The organism is Segatella copri, assembly GCF_009494835.1.
Lineage (GTDB): Bacteria > Bacteroidota > Bacteroidia > Bacteroidales > Bacteroidaceae > Prevotella > Prevotella copri_F.
The window spans coordinates 56,093-74,459 of sequence record NZ_VZBE01000057.1 but is presented as its reverse complement, the minus strand read 5'-3'; the positions used below and the strand labels follow the sequence as shown (position 1 = coordinate 74,459).

The following is an 18,367-nucleotide window of genomic DNA, read 5'->3' as shown; positions in this document are numbered from 1 at the left end:
ATATTAGAAAAGAAAAGATAAATGGAAGAGAAAAAGAATTTTGAAGCGATTTTCAAGGAAGATCTTTATCAATATCTGCTGGGTATTGATAAGGTAGATGCTCATTTGCCGGAAGCTCCGGATTTGGAAGAGCTGTGGCAGAAAGTAGGCGAGAGTTATCTGCCTGATGCGATTCGCGAGTTTGCCAAATATCCTACGGTTTCATTGGGTTGGATCATGTATGTAGGAATGGCGCTTGCCAAGTATTGGGACGAGGATTGGGAACTCTACAGCAAGGTAGAGAATCATTATGAATATCTTCGTGACAGAATAGATTTCGACCACATGGATGATTACATCTGCGAAAAGGTTCTGCTGCTGAATGAGGAAGCGCATAAGGCTGTTACGAATGTAGTGGCAGAATGTGCTTCGCGCTCTTACAGCAAGCTTATTCATCTGAATCTGCAGCCTGGAAGCGAGGAAGCCTTCCGTGGTTTCGTTGCCGCCCTTCACCAGATGTTCCTCATGGGAATAGCCGTAGAGCTAAAAATGCTGGGTTACCACATGACTAAAATGTAAAAGAAAGTCCGTAGGCGTTCTGTTAAAATGCCTACGGACTTTCTTACTTATTACTAAAATAATTACTTCATTTTCTTGAGATATTCTCCAGCGCGGGAATCGCCGAGTTCCTGGGCTTTCTTCAGGTTCTTGATGGCCTCTTCCTTATTTCCTTTCTCCTTCTGGAGCAGACCTAAGAGAAGGTAGCCGTCAGCATATTCAGGAGCCAACTCTATGCAATGGGTGGCTGCGCTGATTCCTTCATCATAACGCTTTACACGCAAGTCGAGACTTGCCCATTCTGCAAAATATGTAGGCTCTTTAGGAGCCAGGTAACAGGTGCGGGCAATATCAAGCAGGGCTGGCTGCCACATGCGTAACTTGGTTTCGCATTGGTAACGGGTGTAGAAGAAGGCTGGCGAAACAGGACGGGCAATGGAATCGTACATATTATAATCCTGAATAGCGCGGCGGAATTCACCCTGCTCCTTCAGAAATTCTCCACGTGCCAGATAATAATTCGCAACCATTCCAGTCTTGCTTCCAACGCTTACCGCACTATCGAGCAAAACCTCAATCTCCTTGGCTGGAGCCTTGAGATTCTTCTTAGCCTGGGCAGCCTCAAAATAGAGTTCGCCGCTGAGAAGTGAAGTATTGGTCAAATCCATAAAAGTATCGTAAGCTTTCTGATACTCACCCTTTACAAAATTAATCTGCGCTTCCTGATGGCGGTAAATAGGCTGTGCCTTGATTTCGTATGCCTTCTGAGCCTCAGCTATGGCCTTGTTAAGCGTCCAGTCCTTATAAACAGAATCGCCCTTGTAAATAATCTTCTGATAAATCAGGTCGGCATAGTTGGAATGAGCCTCATCCTTGGCAGCCGTTTTCTTAATGCTTTCTTCCATCAGTTTGGCAGCTGCATCATATTCTGCCTTATCCGTCAGATAAGCGGCTTTCTCCTTGTAACCGAAGGCTGAAGTAGGGAATTTGCTGATAAACTCATCGCTATATTTCGCATACTCATCTGCTGTAGTCTGTCCCTTCTTCAGCGTCATCATGGTCATCGCCTCATTCTCCGTATCAGGCAAAGCCGTGCGGATGGTGGTTTCGCGAAGAGCTGCATCAAGACTTGAAAGACCGGTTACCGTCAGCTGCTTGGCGTAGTTGGCGTCGATGGCCGTAACCTGACCGTTGCTGTGCATCAGACCAATTACCTGTCCGTTCTTGTTGGCAAACGGACAACCTACCGCATTTTCAGGCACACTATTCGAGAAGATGTAATAGTTGTAAGTAGCCTTGAACTTCTCCACGCTGCTGATGTCCTCCTGCTGGTAAGCTGGCTTCTTGATAGAATAAGGAACCAGCCAGACCTTGTCGCCAGCTGCCGATTCCTTGGTTGCGATAGGAGCGGCAACGGTAGAGGCTTTGATGCGGAATTTTGCCACATCGTAGAGCTCGTCGGCTCCCATGATAGCCTCAACAGGAATCGATTTGCCGGATGCGTCAACAACGCTTGCCTTTACAGCTCCGACAAATGGTTTGAAGGTGCTGATAGCCGTTCCTTTGTTGTCGATAAAAACACCTTGGGTAGAGGCGATAATGTCGCCTTTCTGATTGAAAGTAGTCAAGGTGAAAACGCTCTTAGCCAGTTTCTGAACCGAACCCGGCTGAGCATAGAGGGACGATGCGCCGAGCATCAGTCCCATCATGATCATATTTATTTTTTTCATAATCTTATTTGTGTTGCTTGTGTTTGTTGAGCAACTCCTTAGCATTTGCCAGGGCAGCAGGAGTAATGTCGCTTCCGCTGAGCATCTGGGCAATTTCTTCTATGCGCTGCTGCTCGTTGAGTTCCTTCATGTGAGAAAGAGTTCCCTCTTCGGTTTCTTCTTTCAGAACCTTGTAATGATGGGTTCCCATGGAAGCAATCTGCGGCAGGTGGGTGATGGAAATAACCTGACGGTTCAGGTTACCCATCTCTGTCATGATTTCCGCCATCTTTTCAGCAATCTTACCGCTTACTCCCGTGTCGATTTCATCAAAGATGATGGTTGGCAGTTTTACGGCGCCGCTGATCATAGCCTTCAGAGAAAGCATGACGCGTGCGATTTCTCCACCGGAAGCAACCTGACTCACCGGCTGGAGAAGCGTGCTCTTGTTGGCGCTGAACAGGAAATTTACCTTGTCAACTCCATCTGAACTGAGCGGCTTGGCGGAGAATGAAATTTCGAAGCGGACGTTCGGAATACCCAGAGGAATGAGACGTTTCTTCATTTCTTCTTCTATCTTTCTTGCCGATTCCTTTCGGATGGCAGTCAGTTCGCCAGCCTGTTTCTCTGCCTTGGCAAGGAGTAGGGCAACTTGCTTTTCCTGTTCTTCTATGTCTTCATCTCCATTATAGATGTGCTGCAACTGTTCGTTGATTCGCTCGCGAGTGGCGATGAGTTCTTCTACATTTTCCACATGGAATTTCTGCTGGAGCGAGTAGAGCTGGTCAAGCCGGGAATTGATGGTTTCAAGCCGGTTCGGGTCGAACTCTATATTGTCAACGCTTCCGCTTATTTCCTGGGCAATATCCTTGAGTTCTATATAGCTGCTCTGCATTCGTTCAGCAACCTCTTTCACATCCGGATAAACCTCCTTGATATTGTCAATTTGCTGGGCTGCATTTTTCAGTTTGTCGAGAATACTGCCGTCTTCGCCCGAGAGTGCATTATCTGCCTCATAGAGCGCAGTCTTGATGTCTTCAGAATGGCTCAGGGTTTCTGCTTCCTGTTCCAGTTGCTCAAGTTCGCCTTCCTGCAGGTTAGCGTCATCCAGTTCCTTAAACTGGAAGCGCATGAATTCCTCGTTCTCCCTGTTCTTTGCGATTTCCGCTTTCAGGTCTTCCAGCTGCTGCTTTGCCTTTTTATAGTTCTTGTATTCGGCAAGATAAGCCTTCTTCTGCTTTTCATCGTGGGCAATAATGTCGACCACGCTGAGCTGGAAGTCTTCCTTCTGCAGCAGGAGGTTCTGGTGCTGCGAATGAATATCGACGAGCTGTTCGCCCAGTTCTCTCATCTTGCTCAGGGGGACGGGCGTGTCGTTGATGAAGGCACGGCTCTTTCCGGCAGCTGTCAGTTCGCGGCGGATGATGGTGTCTTCTGCATCATAATCAATATCGTTAGCATCGAAGAAATCCTGCATTCCATATTTTGACAGGTCGAAGTGGGCTTCTATCACGCATCGGTCTCTTCCAGCCTTGATGGCCTTGCTGTCAGCACGGTTGCCCAGGAGCAGTCCGATGGCTCCGAGAATGATGCTCTTTCCGGCACCCGTCTCGCCCGTGATGACTGAGAATCCTGGATAAAGAGGAATGTCCAACTCGTCAATCAACGTGAAATTCTTGATGTATAATTGCTTGAGCATAATTTCTTATCTTATTGTTTTAAAGGAACTTAACCTATCTAGGAAGAATTTTTGCTTTATCATCCGAGAAGTTGCCTAGAATCATTCTGCATGTAGCCTTATTCCTTGATTTTGTCCCAATATGAGTTTTGAGAAGGATTGATGGAGAAGAGCAGCTCATAAATGCTTTCTTTCTCTTTCTGAGTGCCATGTTTCTGATAGATGTTAGCAAGCTCGTCCTTCTTATAGTCGGTCCAGATTTGTGGCAGCAGACTGAGCGGTCTGTCCGTACGTGCCTTCTTCAGATCCTGGAGCAGGGTGTTGGTGATTTCAGTTCTGCCTCGTTCCACATTATTCGCCATTTCATCGAGCCCTTTTCTGTAATAGTTGTATTGCAGAATTCTGAAAGGTTCCATGGCTCCGTCGAGATAATCGGAAATGATGGCGAACCGGTTTCTGTTGTCACTAAACGCTTTCCAGCCCGGAAAATCAAGGTTCTGGGCGTTGTTGGTGAGGTTCATGCAACGTTGTAGAATGTCTTCACCACCTTTAGGCGCAAAACTGTCAAGATCTAAACCGATGATGAGGTAAGCATAGTAGGCGAGCAGAGCCGTTAGCTGGTTGTCAATCCGCTCTTCGGTAAACTCCAGCTGGTCGAACTCGGCAAACTTGAACGTGAAGTTTTCATCCACATTATTATATAAGGTGGACGTATAGGCTGAATTGTAGACGGGACGGTTGGCTTGGATGAGCGCCTTGCAGGTAAAGATATTCTGGTCTTTATCATACTTGCTTACCGTGATATTGAAGTTGCACACGATGCGCTCGTTCTTCCTGAATTGAAGATTCGTCCATTGCCTGTCGTTCACAAACTGCTCAAGAGTTTGCTGCAGATTATCGAATACCCGGTTTTCCGTGCCCTGAATCTGGGCATGGTTGATGGTAATCTTAGCCTGCAACTCCTGAGCGGCTGATGTGATGGGACTACAAGAGATGAGCCAGCTCGTTGATAATGTCGCGAGCCACTTCAGTTTTCGGTTTCTTCTCATATTCTTTCTTACCCTCTTCAGAAATAATCGTTATCTGGTTGTCATCCGTACGGAATGTGGTTCCCGGATTGCGAGTAGAGTTAAGCACGATGAAATCGGCATTTTTCTTTTTGCGCTTTTTCTGTGCATTAGCCTCTTCATCGTTAGTTTCCAGGGCGAAAGCCACAATTCGTTGATGTTTTTGTTTCATCTTGCCAAGGGCTGCGGCAATATCGTGAGTTGGGACGAGACGGAGTTCCAAATCATCTTTCTCGCGCTTGATTTTCCTGTCAGCAATCTCGCTTGGTTTGAAATCAGCAACAGCAGCACATAAAATGGCAGCATCGGTTGAGGCGAAGGCTTGTGTGGCTGCCTGATACATTTCCTCGCAACTTTCTACATCGATGCGATGAATGGCTTCGGAACAGCTGAGCGAAACCGGACCTGCAACCAGCGTAACCTCAGCACCACGACGGCAGCACTCTTCAGCAAGGGCAAAGCCCATTTTGCCGGAAGAATAATTGCCGATGAAACGTACCGGGTCAATCTTTTCGTAAGTTGGTCCGGCTGTAATCATGATCTTCTTGCCTTTCAAATCGAGCTTATCGCTTTCTTTTTCCTTGCAGTTTTCTGATGCAGCTTCATCGGTCTCTGCATTCTGCTGAGCCTGTTCATCGAAGAATCTGTCGAGGCATTCTACGATAATATCAGGTTCTTCCATGCGTCCCTTTCCTTCCAGTCCGCTTGCCAGGAATCCCACTTCGGGTTCTATGATGTGATTTCCATAGCCCAGAAGTGTTTTCATGTTGGCTTGGGTAGATGGATGCTTATACATGTCGAGGTCCATGGCTGGAGCGATGAAAACAGGCGCTTTCATCGACAGATAGGTTGTGATGAGCATGTTGTCAGCAATTCCGTGAGCCATCTTTCCCATGGTAGAGGCTGTGCAAGGAGCGATGAGCATGGCGTCGGCCCACAGACCTAAGTCTACGTGCGAATTCCAGGTTCCATCGCGCTGCGAGAAGAATTCGCTTACCACAGGCTTATGCGTAAGAGCCGAAAGGGTGATGGGAGTGATGAACTCCTTTCCTGCAGGCGTAATGACCACCTGCACTTCGGCTCCGCGCTTGATGAGACCTCGTATGATGAGGCAAGACTTATAGGCTGCAATAGAGCCCGTAATGCCCAATACGATTTTCTTTCCTTTTAACATGAATTTTTCTAACTGTTAAGAAATAAATCCGAGTTTCGCAAGGTTAGTTCTTCAACTTCTAGCGAAAGCCCGGTAACAATTATTTTCCCATTCTCTTGTTGAATTCACGAAGGCGGATGCGGGTAAGTACCTGCTTGGTATTGTTGGTGAAATCGCTTCCCAAGACCCATGTAAAATAACCCGGGTCTTTGGTCAGAATCTCAGCCACATCCCATCCTTTGTATTTGCCGAAGTTGAATACTTCGTGCTTTAAAGGATTTCCGTTCTCATCGTTTACAACGTTGCCCTGGCCGTCTTTTACCTCTTCCCAAACGATGCGTCCGGCGAAATCTACATTATCCTTCTGCTTAGAGAAATCGGCTAGTTCATCCATGTTGTTGTTGAGCACGCGCTCAGGTTCATCCTGCACGCCTGGAGCATACTTGTCGAGCTCGCCCATGAGCACGCGGTAAGTAGCCTCTGTATCCTGATCTGCACGATGAGCTTCGAAATCTTCCTCCATCTTTCTGCCGCAATAGAACTTGTAGGCAGCAGCCAGGTTACGGCGTTCCATCTTCATGAAGATGGTCTGCGCATCGATGAGGCGGCACTTGTTGAAATCGAAGTCGATTCCAGCACGCAGGAATTCTTCTGCGAGCATCGGTACATCGAAGTGGTTGGAATTGTAGCCTGCGAAATCGCAACCTGTAAATTCCTTCTCTAATGTGGCAGCCAGCTGCTTGAAGGTTGGCGCATCTTTTACATCTTCGTTGCTGATGCCTGTAAGGGCAACTACTTCGGCAGGAATCTCCTTGCAAGGATTTACGTAGAGGTTCTTGCGGTCTTCAGTTCCATCAGGCATTACCTTGATGTAAGAAATCTGTATAATACGATCCTTGATCATGTCAAGACCCGTTGTCTCCAGGTCGAACACAATCAGAGGCTTTGTCAAATTGAGTTTCATTTTTGTAGAAATACTTTTCTTTTTGTTGTTTCAGAGAAAGCCCGTGCTCCTTTAGTCGTTAAGGAGCATAGGCATGATGAGCATCAGAATATCTTCGTTCTCAGGCTGTTCTGCTGGTACGATGATTCCGGCACGGCTTGGGTCTGCCAGCTGGATGATGATGTTGTCGCTGGTGAGATTGCTCAGGATTTCCATCAGACTGCTTCCCTTGAAGCCGATGCTGATAGGAGAGCCGTTGTATTCGCAAGACAACTGTTCCTTTGCAGATGTTGAGAAGTCAATATCCTCTGAAGAAACCTCGAAACGGCCTGACTCGATGTGGAAACGGATGAGCTGGCTGCTCTCGCTTGCAAATGGCAATACGCGGCGCAAAGCACTCTGCAAGCCTCTGCGGTCTACTGTAACCTCGTTAGGGTTGTTTGGAATGACAGAGTTGTAGTTAGGGTAGCGGCCATCAATCAGTCTGCATCTCATAACGCCGTCAGTAAACTGGATTTCTGCGCTTCGGTCATCAAACTTGATGATAGCGTCGTCGCCGTCCTTGCTCAGAATGTTCTTCAGCAGAGAAGCTGGCTTCTTAGGCAAGTTGAATGCTGAAGGAGATTCGCTCTTGATAGTGAAGTTCTTGCTGCGAACCAGCTTGTGACCATCGCTTGCTACGATAGCGAGAGCATCTGCTGTCAGGTCGAAGTAAATACCGTTCATGACAGGGCGCAACTCATCGTTGGCTGTAGCGAAGAGCGAGCGTGAAATGTTGTTGATCAGCATTTCTGTAGGCAAAGAAACGGTGGTGCAAGCATCGTTCATGCTCTGTGTGCGAGGATATTCCTCTGCGCTCTGACCTGTGAAGTTGTAAAGACCGTTCTGGTAAACAATCTTGATGGCAACGGCTTCTCCGGCAGCATCCACATCGAAGTGAAGAGGCTGCTCAGGCAGTTCCTTCAACGCATCGAGGATTACGCGGTTAGGCACACAAAACTCACCTTCTCCATCGTGGTCGGTAAGAGCGAGTGTACTCTTGATGACGTTGTCACTATCGCTAGCTGTGATGCTCATCTCACCGTTAGCAACTTGGAAAAGGAAACAATCGAGGATTGGCAACGAATTCTTGCTTCCAATCACTTTTGCGAGCATGTTGAGCTTGCTGCTCAATGCAGAACTTGATACTGTAAATCTCATGAGTATTTTATTTAAATTTTATTTTGTTTTCTGTTTCACCTTATTAAATTAGGCAATATCACCTAATTGAGCACAAAAATACAAAAAATATCGCTGATAAGCAAAAATAATTGGAGAAAAGTTCTAGTTTTTGAACTATTTTTAGTAATTTCGCAGTCAGAAAGAAAAAAACACCCTTTAAACAAAGGAAAAACTTTAAATATTATCATATGGAATTACAAGGAAAGGTTATTGCCGTTTTGCCTGAAAGAAGCGGCGTCTCTGCAAGAGGAGAGTGGAAAGCTCAGTCGTTCGTAATTGAAACCCACGAGCAGTATCCAAAGAAATTGTGCTTTGATGTTTTCGGAGCAGACCGTCTGGCTCAGTTCAACATTCAGAGTGGTGAGGAACTTCTGGTTTCTTTCGACATCGATGCTCACGAGTATCAGGGCCGTTGGTTCAATAGCGTTCGTGCTTGGAACATCCAGCGTGTTGATCCTAACGCCGTAGCTGGTGCTATGGGCGGAATGCAGCCAGGTGCGTTTCCTCCAGTAGGTGCTCCTGTACCTCCTGCTCAGCCAGCAGCACCTGCTAATGGTGCAACTGCAGCTTTCCCTCCAGTTCAGCCTACAGCTCCTGCAGCAGAGGGTGGTAGCGCAGATGATCTTCCTTTCTAAAAAGCAGAAAAGTAAGATAAAAATAAGAGCACTTCGCCTGAGACTTTCTTCTGTCTCGGATGAAGTGCTCTTTTTTTATTCATAATCTTATATTTCTCTTTATCAACAGTTTTCTATTCTCTGCGTCTCTTCTCAAAGAATTGTTTCGAAGCGGCAAAGAAGAGGAGAACAGAAGCTGCATTTTCTATCGCAACCATCCAGAATGTTCCGTTGTAACCGAAATGTTCTGCTACAACTCCACCAAGCAGACAGCCGATTCCGAAGCCCAAATCCCAACCGGTAAGAATGCTGCTGTTTGCTGTTCCGCGCTGGTCGTGACGAGCCACATTTATGAACATGTTGAGGAAGGCTGGATAAAGATGACCGTTGCCCAAACCGATGAGACAGGCAGAAAGATAATAGGCTACCGGATGCTTGACGGCAACAAAGATGATGAAACCAACAAGCGAAAGCAGCATTCCTTCGGCCGCATTCTGGGTAAGTTTTCCCTGGCTCAAGGCTTTTCTTCCCTGCAATCTTGACAGGAACAGACCCATGGAAAGAAGGGCAAAATAAGTGCCCGTTCCACCCGTAATTCCGAGTTCCTCCTTGCTGTAGATTGCGAGATAATTACTCAGAACGCCCCAGCAGAAACCGAACATGGCGATGTTGATGGCAAGGAGCCAGGCACGTGTCAGGAAGAAGCGGTCGAGAGAAAGCTTCTCCTTGTTCTTAACGATTTCCTTTTCGGGGAGGCGGATGGTTCCTGCAATCACAACTGAGGCAATCGCCACGATGAAAGCTATCCAGAAGAGAATCATGTAACTGTCTACCGCATTATGGAGATAGATTCCGATGGATGGAGCAATTGCCATGGCAAAATTGTTGCTCAGTCCGTAGAGTCCGATTCCTTCATTTCTCCTACTTGCCGGAAGAACGTCGATGGCGCAGGTGCTGTTGGCAACCGTTACGGCTCCGAACGGACCTCCGTGCAGGGTTCTGCAGATGGCAAACATCAGGATGGTGCTGGCTGCAATATAGCCGGCAAAGAAGATGGCGAAGGCTGAGAGACAGACCATCAGAACCTTCTTGCGCGAAAAACTGTCAACCACATATCCGCTGAACGGACGAATGATGAGGGCGGCAACCGTATAGCCGCTCAGTACAATTCCAATCACATCTTTCGTGGCTCCAAAATTTTCGCTCAGATAGAGAGGGAGCAAAGGTGTGAGCAGATAGAAGGCGAAATACAACAGAAAGTTGGTAGTCATCACCTTGATGTAGTTTGCATTCCAAAGTTTCTCTTTCATCATTTTTTAGAGTTTATCCTCACTTTTAGAGTTTGTCCTCATTATTAGAGTTTGTCCGCCAGCCAGGCGTCGATGAGTTTTCGGGCGATGGAAAGTTTCTCTGGGAGAATAGGGAGATTCTCTTTCGTGAACCATTTACCACGAGAGAGTTCTTCTTTCTGAAGATGAATTTCTCCATCTACATATTCTGCCGAGAAGCCAATCATCAGACCGCTCGGATAAGGCCAAGGCTGGGAACCGAAATATTTCAAATTCTTGATAGTCAGACCGGTTTCTTCCATTACTTCACGATGAACCGCCTCTTCCAGATTCTCGCCAGTCTCAACAAAACCTGCCACGAGACTGTCGAAATTTCCCTTGAAATTACGGGCGTGAACCAGCAACACCTGATCATCTTTCTTAATCAGAACGATGATGGCTGTGGCAAGCGAAGGCCAGACCTGTTTGCCGCATTCTGTACATTTCTTACTGATGTCGGTTGCCATTTTCATCGGAGCTCCGCAAACGCCGCAGAATTGGGTATTCATGTCCCAATAGTTGAGTTCCTGACACTTTCCTGCTTTCTGGTAAAGGGCAGGAGAGAGTTTGTAGAAACTAGGGCGCAAGCCGCACATTTCGTACTTCGGATTGCCGGTAACGGGCTCAGGAATGGTGAAGGTCTTCACCTCTGTTCCGTCTTCCATCGGGGTAATATTGAGAATGTGAGTCCAAGGCTTTGTTGGGATTGGACTCTCTTCTGAACAAGGAATCGTATAGGTTCCGTCTTCTTTCTTTTCGAGCAAGAGATCAGTCTTGCAAAATATAAACCAATACTTCATTCTTTATTTTGAACTTATTTGCTTTTTTACTTTGATTTTTATAATATGCTTTTCCAGAAGCGTTTCGAGGAGCTATTTCTTCTTACCGAACAGCAATTCGAAATCGCGCTGGGCAGCAGGCTTGGTCCATGCTTCAGGCACAAACTTCCAGTTGTTGTTTGGTTTTGCATCAACCGTTTCCATCTTTTCGATTTCTTCCATCAGATAGTAGCGCTGGTCGAGCTTGCTGCGGTAGATGATTCGGCTGTCAAGACTGTCTTTCGGGATTCCGGCACCCTTGGTAAGGAGTTCTCCGCCACCATTACCACGATAGCTATTAACCGCCACCTTGTACCATTTCTTCTCATCGAAAGGCTCGCCGTTGCTCATGCGCAGAATCTTCACCTTCTCGCCATTTGGCTTGGTTACGTCAACTTCGTAATCGATTCCCGCAGCACTATCAAAGTTGAACGAGAGATTCTTGAAACCGAGGCGTTGCTGGTCGCCAGCGGTCTTTTTATCGAGCAGCAGGAGATGGTCGTCCGGGCTCTTCATGGTGTTCACCCAGAGGTCGTAACTCATTTCCAGATGCTTTCTGATTTCTTCGCCCGTCATGCGCATTACGTAGAGCTGGTTCTCATATTTATAGAGATTGAACATGTCGCTCACGTAGATTGGCCCGGCTTTCAGAACCGCGTTGAACTGAAGAGGAGCGTTGAACGAAATGTCGGCATTTGTAATCTGCAATTGAAGGTTGAGGATGAAATCGTTGAAGGCAGAACTGCCGAAGAACTGGTCGCGGCTGTAGATGGTAGTCTTGAAGTTGCCAATCTGCTTGCCCACATATTTCTTTACTTCCGCAATCTGGGGTTCGAAAGTCTTCATGAAATCCTCGTCGATAGGACAATCTGTCACATCCACAATCTTGCCTGTCACCTTTTTGTCAGTTACCACCATCTGTTTCTTTCCGTTCACCTTTTTCTTGTTGAGGGTGAGCGTTATTTCAGCATCAGCCACGCTAATGGCGTTGTTGGCAGGATCCAGGCAAACCACCTGCTTTCCATCAGTATTGGTTACGGTTTCGTTGTCGCGCGTATGGTCGTGGCCGAAGAGAACGAGGTCGAAGCCCGGCACTTCTTTTGCCACCTTGATAGAGGCGTCTTCATCATATTCGGTAGTCTGGATGCCTCCGTCTTTTCCGCTGTGGAAGAGGCCGATGATAACATCCGGTTTTTCATTCTCCTGGAGATACTTCACCCATTTGCGGGCGTTTGTTACCATATTTTCAAATTTCAGTCCGCTCCAGAGATTCTCCGTGAGCCAGTTTGGAATGGCAGGAGTAATCATTCCCAAGACAGCCACCTTCACGCCCTCGCGGTTCAGGATAAGATAAGGCTTAACGTATGGCTCGCCTGTAGAAGTGCTGATAATGTTGGAACCAAGAACTGGGCAATTGAGTTCTTTTATCCATTTGTCGTAAACTGGATGACCCGTTTCAACATCATGATTGCCAAACACTTGCGCATCATACTTCATGTAGTTTACCACATCGGCAGCCACGTTTCTTGCCTCTGTGTTTACATAATTATAATAATAGCAGGTAGGCTGTCCCTGCAGAATATCGCCATTCTCCAAGAGAATGAGGTTATCCTTGTAGTCTTTTCGCAAATTATTGACGTAGGAAGAAACGCGCGCCAAGGTTCCTGCTTTTGGCTTACGGTTGATGAAATCGTAAGGGAAGAAAGAGCCGTGCACATCGCTTGTCTCTATCACTCTCAGTTTTACGGTACGTTGTTGTGCCATCGCTTGTGAATTGAAAGTTAGCGCCAGAAGAAGCGCAGCAAATAATTGTTTCATATTAATTAATGTATTACTTTTGAGTAATGAAAGCCCATTAGTTGAGCTCTGTTTCTTATTTTCTCTGCAAAAGTACAAAAAAGAACTTAAATAGGCATACTTTTTGTTGGATATTTTTTAAAAACTAAAAAATAGGAGGTTTTATAATATGGCATTTGTTGATTATTACAAGATTCTCGGCGTAGACAAGAACATTCCGCAGAAGGATGTGAGAGCTGCGTATCGTAAACGTGCAAAACAGTTTCACCCAGATTTGCACCCTAACGACCCGAAGGCGAAGGCTAAGTTCCAGGCGCTGAACGAGGCGTATGAGGTGATTTCTGACCCAGATAAGCGTGCTAAATACGACCAGTATGGCGAACAATGGAAGAATGCTGATGCATTCGGCGGTTTCGGCGGAGCTGGTGGTGCAGGCGGTTCCGGAAGCTATGGTGGAGCAGGTGGAAATCCATTCGAGGGTTTCGACTTCAGCCAGTTTGGCGGAGGCGGAGGTTTCTCCAGTTTCTTCGAAAATCTCTTCGGAGGTCGTGGCAGAAGCCAGCAGTCTGCTGAAGGATTCGGTTCCGGCAATTTTGGCGGTTTTAATGGTTCTGCCGGTTATGGTAGCGGCTTTAATGGGGCTGGCTACGGAGCTGGTGCTGATTTCGGTACTGGTGGTTGTGGCGGCGGTTGCGGTCAGAATGGTCGTGCCAATAACGGCGAAATGAACATGAATGTGAATATCGACCTTTATACGGCTCTGCTGGGCGGCGAAGGAATCATTAAATTGAGTAATGGTTCTAAAATCAAACTGAAGATTAAGCCGGAAACGCAGAATGGCACGAAGGTTCGTGTTCGCGGAAAAGGATACGACCGGGGCGACGGAACCTTTGGCGACCTGATGATTACTTACAACGTGAAGTTGCCAACCGGGTTGAACGAAAAGCAGAAAGATTTGCTCCGTCAGATGAAGGATGCAAAGTAATTTCTAAAAGAAGGGAATGGGTTCTCGGACATGAGAACCTTCCCGAAACATGAAGGTAAAAAGAAATGCCCTGCAAGAAGGGAACATTCAGAAATGAAGTTCCTGATCTTGCAGGGCGTTTTTTATTCTATTTAATCTTGCAGGGCGTTTTTTATTCTATTCTGCGGCATTAATCTTCGACATGTTGAACGCAGAAACCTTGCCGTCTGGCGAAACGGTCGCGTTGATTTTGAAATGGTTGGTTTTCTTAGTACCGTCGGTAAGTTGAACTTCCTCACGTGCTGAGAACTGAACCTGATATTCATAATCTTCGTCACCCACCTCGCGCTTCTTGATCTTATAATCGTTGGTGAGGAACCAGTTCAGGTTGGTCACATCTTCCTTATAAAGCTTATTCATAAAGGTAACAACATCTGCCTTGGTAGCAGAATTCTTACCCAGAAGCGAAGAGAGAATGTCCTCGCATGAAGCTTGCAAACCATCAGCATCGCGGGTATTGATGCTTTGGAAGAAATGGCGGAACAGACTGCTTACCATATCTTTCTCTTCAGGCTGCAAATCTCTACTCTTGGCTTTCTTCATCGCATTCTCAGCCTCTTCGATATGCGAACCGTCAGCATGAGCGGCGAGATAAGCCTGGTAAGCTTCTACATTATCAGCATTCTTGGCCACATTCCAGTCGATGGAATCTATCTTGTTCAAAACCTCCTGCTTGTGTGGACTGTTTGGGTATTTGTCGAGATAAGCCTGCAGGGCCTCTTTCGAACCGCTTACTACGGCGTTGGTCCAGTCCTGATCGGTCTGTTTCAGAAGTTCGAGGTGAGCCATGATGGAATCACGATGCGCCTCGTCTGCATCTTTGTAAGTATCTAGGTAACTCTGCAGAACCATCGGGTCGCTACTCTGCATCGCATACTCGTAAGCTTCCAGTTCCTTATTCTTATTGGCACTATCATAGAAATAGTAGAAAATGCCACAAACGAGGAAGGCGAAAATCAGAGAGATGATGATGACGCCACGGTTGCTTTTTTTCTTTTCCTGGGTTCCCTCGCCGTTTCCGCCGTTCTGAGAATTAGATTGCTGTGGGCGAACCGGAGGAACGGGTGGAGTAGGAGGTGTTGCTGTTCTGACAGGTGTCTGAGGACGAGCCTGCTGTCTGAGAGCGTCCTGCCTGAGAACGTCCTGACGGCGATTTTCTTCTTGTCTGATTGCATTCTGTCTGGCTGCGTTTTCAGCTTCTTGCTGCTGAGTCATAGAAGCCTGGCTGGCAGGAGTCTGCTGGCTCATTCCTGTCGGAGGCGTCATTCTTGTGAGCGAAGGATTCAGCTCATGGCAGTTAGGACACATTTCCAGGTTGCTGAAATAAATCTCGCCACAATTTGGGCATTTGGTAATTTTGCCTGCTATTTCTACTCCGCAACTAGGGCAGGTAGGTGCTTTATCGCTAATTTGGCGTCCGCATTCCGGACATTTTATAATTGCCATAATTCTATTTTGTGTTTATTAATTTACATATATAATTCATGCTTCTCTACTTCCAGACCTTATCTACTCTTTACCTTGAAGCTAATCATAAAGTTCCAAGTTCAGGGTTCCATGTACTATCGATGTCTGAATCTGATTTCTCTGAGCTTGTGGCGCCCCATGAAACGGCTTTTGTCAACATAGCCGTTTATTCCGTTGAGTTTGCCCTTACCCGTATATTGCCACATTTCGAAATCTCTACCATCGCGCAATACAGGGATGCGCTTCGTATACTGGGCAATCATCAGCTTGTAGCTGTCTAGCTTGCCCAGAAGATAGTTGTCATAGAAATTGGCTCCCGTATAGATGAGGGGTTTCTGCTTAAATGCTTTCTCTACGAGGTGCAGAAACTTAAAGAGCGAATCGCAGAATTCTTCTGTATTCATGCCGCTTTTCGTCTCCACATCAATCATAGGCAAGAGGTCCTGATCTCCCGGACGGCATTGGGCCTTGAAATTTTCCAGCTGCGTCTGCTGTGGGATGCGGGGTCTGTAGAAATGATAAGAACCTACTTTCATTCCGTAGCGATGAGCCAGGTCGATATTCTTCTTGTATTTGCTGTCGATGTTGGTTCCGCCCTCGGTAGCTTTCAGATAAACGTAAGCCATCTTAGAGTTGTCGCCCACGGTTTCCCAGAACACGTTGCCCTGATAATGACTCAAGTCGATGCCGTGAACGTGCCGACAAGTGTCTTCGCATTGCACTTGGGCATGGGCTCCCAAGGCAATAATGGATGCTATAATAGAGATAAATAATTTTTTCATAGATGCAAAGATACGAAAATCAGATGAAAATCGTACTACTAAGAGATTAATTTTATAGATATTTTACTCTTCGTCCTGATGAATCCCAGGTTAACCCCTTCAATCCTTACTGAAATTTACTCTTCAATCTCAGATAATGAACGGAAGAAATTGTTCATGAAATTGCTCATGGTTTCTATCGGAGCGTATTGCAGATAGCGCATGCTGCGGCGCAGATTCTTGCGCATGGTTCCCCCCGTGGTGCGTACAAAGCCGCTGCTGGTCTGCTCAAACTGAATGGCCTGCTGGTCCATGATATTATAGTAGAGCGAACGGAGCGTCAGTTTGTAGGCGCCTCTTTCTATGTGATGAACGAACGGGATTTCGTCCTGTTCGAAATCGAAGAAGGTGATGAGCACGCTTCCTTCCAGCTGGGCGATGCGCTGGATGCGGAGCTTGGCAAGCCACTTCTCCAGTTTCACGAAATCTACCTTGTCGCCTCGGGTTCTCAGGTAGTCTCCCAACTGGATGATTCCTCTGAGATTGATTCCGTTAGCCAGCATTCCATTTACGTTTGCCACGATGATGCGCAGCAGATAAATGGTCTCGATAGAGGTATCGATGGCATGGCGTTCATCTTCCTGAATCTTGCTGAGCCGTCGGTTCAGAAAACCGTTGTTCATCTTCACTTCTCCGGCAGGAACATCATTCACGTTCTTGAGCATCTGAGCTATCTTTTTCTTCTTAAAGGTAGTCATCGGTTCCATTTCTTCCTTGATGCCGAAGTTGTCGGCACGGAGCTTAGTAAAAAGGTTGCGCTGAAGAAAATTCATATGCCTTGTTCTTATTAATAGTCAATAATAAAGTTTTGTTCTTCCTGTCAAGAAATCTCTAACGCAGAAGGAGACTCTCCTCTGATTTTTAGAAGTCTTCCTAACTGTATCTCTTAGGATAGCGCAAGAGGATGGCCAGCAGGGCTGCCACACCTATCGCCAGCGGATAGTAGAGATAAGGAAGAATGTCCATCGGACTGAGATTGGCCAGGCCGGCTGCCAGGAGCATCTGCACGCCATAAGGAATCAATCCCTGAACCATGCACGAGAAGGTGTCGAGAATGCTGGCTGCCTTGCGGTTGTCTACGCCAAACCGGTCGCCTATCTTTTTCGAAATATTTCCTACTGTCAGAATCGCTACCGTATTATTTGCCGTACAGATGTTTACCATCGAAACGAGGGCGGCGATAGAAAGTTCGGCTCCACGCTTGCTGTTTACGTGGGCTGTAATCTTGTTGATGATGAAATCGATTCCGCCGTTTTCGCGGATGATTTCGAGCATACCACCTGCCATCATGGCGATGATAATGAGTTCGCCCATGCCGATAATGCCGTTGCCCATGGCTGAGAACCAGCCAAAGAGGTCGTAGCTTCCGGAGGCACCCAGAAGATGACTGCCTATGCCGATGGCGCCACAGAGTAGGGCGCCCAGAGTGAGAACAGCCATTACATTCATGCCGGCAATAGCGGTAACGAGGACGGTGAGGTAAGGCAATACTTTCATGTATTCTACCTCGTTGATGTGGGTTGGGGCCTGAAGACCGACTCCCATGACAGAATAGGCGATGAGCACGAGTACGGCGGCCGGAACCACAATCATGGAGTTGACCTTGAACTTATCGCTCATCTTGCAGTTCTGCGTCTGCGTAGCAACAACCGTCGTATCGGAGATGAACGAGAGGTTGTCACCGAAATAAGCGCCACCTACGATGATGGCGGTCATCATGCCTACGTTAGCATCCATCGAGTGGGCCAGTCCGGCGGCTATCGGAACCAGAGCCACTACTGTTCCCACACTTGTTCCGATAGATACGGAGATAAAGCAGGCAGCCAGGAAGAGTCCTGGCAGAATCATGCTGGCTGGCAGGATGCTGAGCGCCAGGTTGACGGTTGCATCAACGGCTCCCATCGCCTTGGCTGATGCGGCAAACGAGCCAGCCAGCACGTAAATCCAGAGCATGAGCATCAGGTTGTTGGCGCCGGCACCCTTGCTGTATGTGTCCACTCGTTTCCTGACAGGCATTCCGCCGGAAATAGCCACGGCATAAATGCTAGAAATCATGAACGCTACTGTGAGCGAGAGGCTGGTGTCCTGATGGCTGCTGTCTACCGAATATACGGTAAAAGCCACGATGAGGACAATCAGTAAAAATAATGGCGACAACGCCAGCAAACCTTTTTTATTACTCATACTTCT

General features: G+C 47.0%; 16 protein-coding genes. 3 read left to right on the top strand and 13 right to left on the bottom strand.

All coding sequences use genetic code 11. From position 1 onward, the window contains the following. Window positions 1-21: 21 nt before the first annotated feature. Window positions 22-558, top strand: a complete 537-nt coding sequence (locus tag F7D47_RS08945; RefSeq protein ID WP_117694203.1) for a hypothetical protein — start codon at window positions 22-24, stop codon at window positions 556-558. Window positions 559-620: 62 nt separating this feature from the next. On the opposite strand, the gene F7D47_RS08940 is transcribed toward F7D47_RS08945, so the two are convergent. The 6 genes from F7D47_RS08940 to dnaN form a co-directional block, all read right to left on the bottom strand. Continuing rightward, the gene (locus tag F7D47_RS08940) at window positions 621-2,267 is read right to left on the bottom strand and encodes a tetratricopeptide repeat protein (RefSeq protein WP_153085926.1); all 1,647 of its coding nucleotides are present in this window, start codon (window positions 2,265-2,267) and stop codon (window positions 621-623) included. A gap of 4 nt (window positions 2,268-2,271) precedes the next feature. Continuing rightward, entirely contained in the window at window positions 2,272-3,945 is a 1,674-nt protein-coding gene (gene recN, locus F7D47_RS08935) for a DNA repair protein RecN (protein ID WP_153085925.1), read from the bottom strand. Between the two features lie 98 nt (window positions 3,946-4,043). Beyond that, the gene (locus F7D47_RS08930) at window positions 4,044-4,973 is read right to left on the bottom strand and encodes a DUF4835 family protein (protein WP_228113412.1); all 930 of its coding nucleotides are present in this window, start codon (window positions 4,971-4,973) and stop codon (window positions 4,044-4,046) included. Then, the gene (locus F7D47_RS08925; protein WP_118139691.1) at window positions 4,909-6,165 is read right to left on the bottom strand and encodes a bifunctional phosphopantothenoylcysteine decarboxylase/phosphopantothenate synthase; all 1,257 of its coding nucleotides are present in this window, start codon (window positions 6,163-6,165) and stop codon (window positions 4,909-4,911) included. Before F7D47_RS08925 ends, F7D47_RS08930 begins: the two co-directional genes overlap by 65 nt. Window positions 6,166-6,244: 79 nt before the next feature. Continuing rightward, complete coding sequence (locus F7D47_RS08920; protein WP_153085924.1) at window positions 6,245-7,108, bottom strand: 3'-5' exonuclease; 864 nt, start codon at window positions 7,106-7,108, stop codon at window positions 6,245-6,247. 51 nt (window positions 7,109-7,159) lie between these two features. Then, a complete protein-coding gene (dnaN, locus tag F7D47_RS08915) occupies window positions 7,160-8,287 on the bottom strand; it encodes a DNA polymerase III subunit beta (RefSeq protein WP_022120654.1) in 1,128 nt (375 codons plus the stop codon). A gap of 209 nt (window positions 8,288-8,496) precedes the next feature. Here dnaN and F7D47_RS08910 point away from each other — a divergent pair, with 209 nt between their 5' ends. Further along, a complete protein-coding gene (locus tag F7D47_RS08910) occupies window positions 8,497-8,943 on the top strand; it encodes a DUF3127 domain-containing protein (protein ID WP_153085923.1) in 447 nt (148 codons plus the stop codon). Between the two features lie 113 nt (window positions 8,944-9,056). Here F7D47_RS08910 and F7D47_RS08905 read toward each other — a convergent pair whose 3' ends face one another. From F7D47_RS08905 to F7D47_RS08895, 3 genes are all read right to left on the bottom strand, one after another. Next, entirely contained in the window at window positions 9,057-10,232 is a 1,176-nt protein-coding gene (locus tag F7D47_RS08905; RefSeq protein WP_228113596.1) for an MFS transporter, read from the bottom strand. Between the two features lie 44 nt (window positions 10,233-10,276). Further along, entirely contained in the window at window positions 10,277-11,050 is a 774-nt protein-coding gene (nudC, locus tag F7D47_RS08900; RefSeq protein WP_022121236.1) for an NAD(+) diphosphatase, read from the bottom strand. 72 nt (window positions 11,051-11,122) lie between these two features. Next, on the bottom strand, window positions 11,123-12,886 hold the full coding sequence (locus tag F7D47_RS08895; RefSeq protein ID WP_153085922.1) for a bifunctional metallophosphatase/5'-nucleotidase: 1,764 nt from the start codon (window positions 12,884-12,886) through the stop codon (window positions 11,123-11,125). Between the two features lie 148 nt (window positions 12,887-13,034). On the opposite strand from F7D47_RS08895, the gene F7D47_RS08890 reads away from it, so the two are divergent. Continuing rightward, a complete protein-coding gene (locus F7D47_RS08890) occupies window positions 13,035-13,850 on the top strand; it encodes a J domain-containing protein (protein WP_153085921.1) in 816 nt (271 codons plus the stop codon). 156 nt (window positions 13,851-14,006) lie between these two features. Here F7D47_RS08890 and F7D47_RS08885 read toward each other — a convergent pair whose 3' ends face one another. The 4 genes from F7D47_RS08885 to F7D47_RS08870 all read right to left on the bottom strand — a co-directional run bounded on the left by F7D47_RS08885 (window position 14,007) and on the right by F7D47_RS08870 (window position 18,361). Next, on the bottom strand, window positions 14,007-15,335 hold the full coding sequence (locus F7D47_RS08885; RefSeq protein ID WP_153085920.1) for a double zinc ribbon domain-containing protein: 1,329 nt from the start codon (window positions 15,333-15,335) through the stop codon (window positions 14,007-14,009). Between the two features lie 116 nt (window positions 15,336-15,451). Next, window positions 15,452-16,138 carry a glycoside hydrolase family 25 protein gene (locus tag F7D47_RS08880; protein ID WP_153085919.1) on the bottom strand — a complete coding sequence of 229 codons (687 nt, stop codon included), beginning with the start codon at window positions 16,136-16,138 and terminating at the stop codon, window positions 15,452-15,454. Between the two features lie 116 nt (window positions 16,139-16,254). Next, complete coding sequence (locus tag F7D47_RS08875; protein ID WP_118080082.1) at window positions 16,255-16,950, bottom strand: hypothetical protein; 696 nt, start codon at window positions 16,948-16,950, stop codon at window positions 16,255-16,257. A gap of 100 nt (window positions 16,951-17,050) precedes the next feature. Next, complete coding sequence (locus F7D47_RS08870) at window positions 17,051-18,361, bottom strand: Na+/H+ antiporter NhaC family protein (protein WP_153085918.1); 1,311 nt, start codon at window positions 18,359-18,361, stop codon at window positions 17,051-17,053. Window positions 18,362-18,367 lie beyond the last annotated feature (6 nt).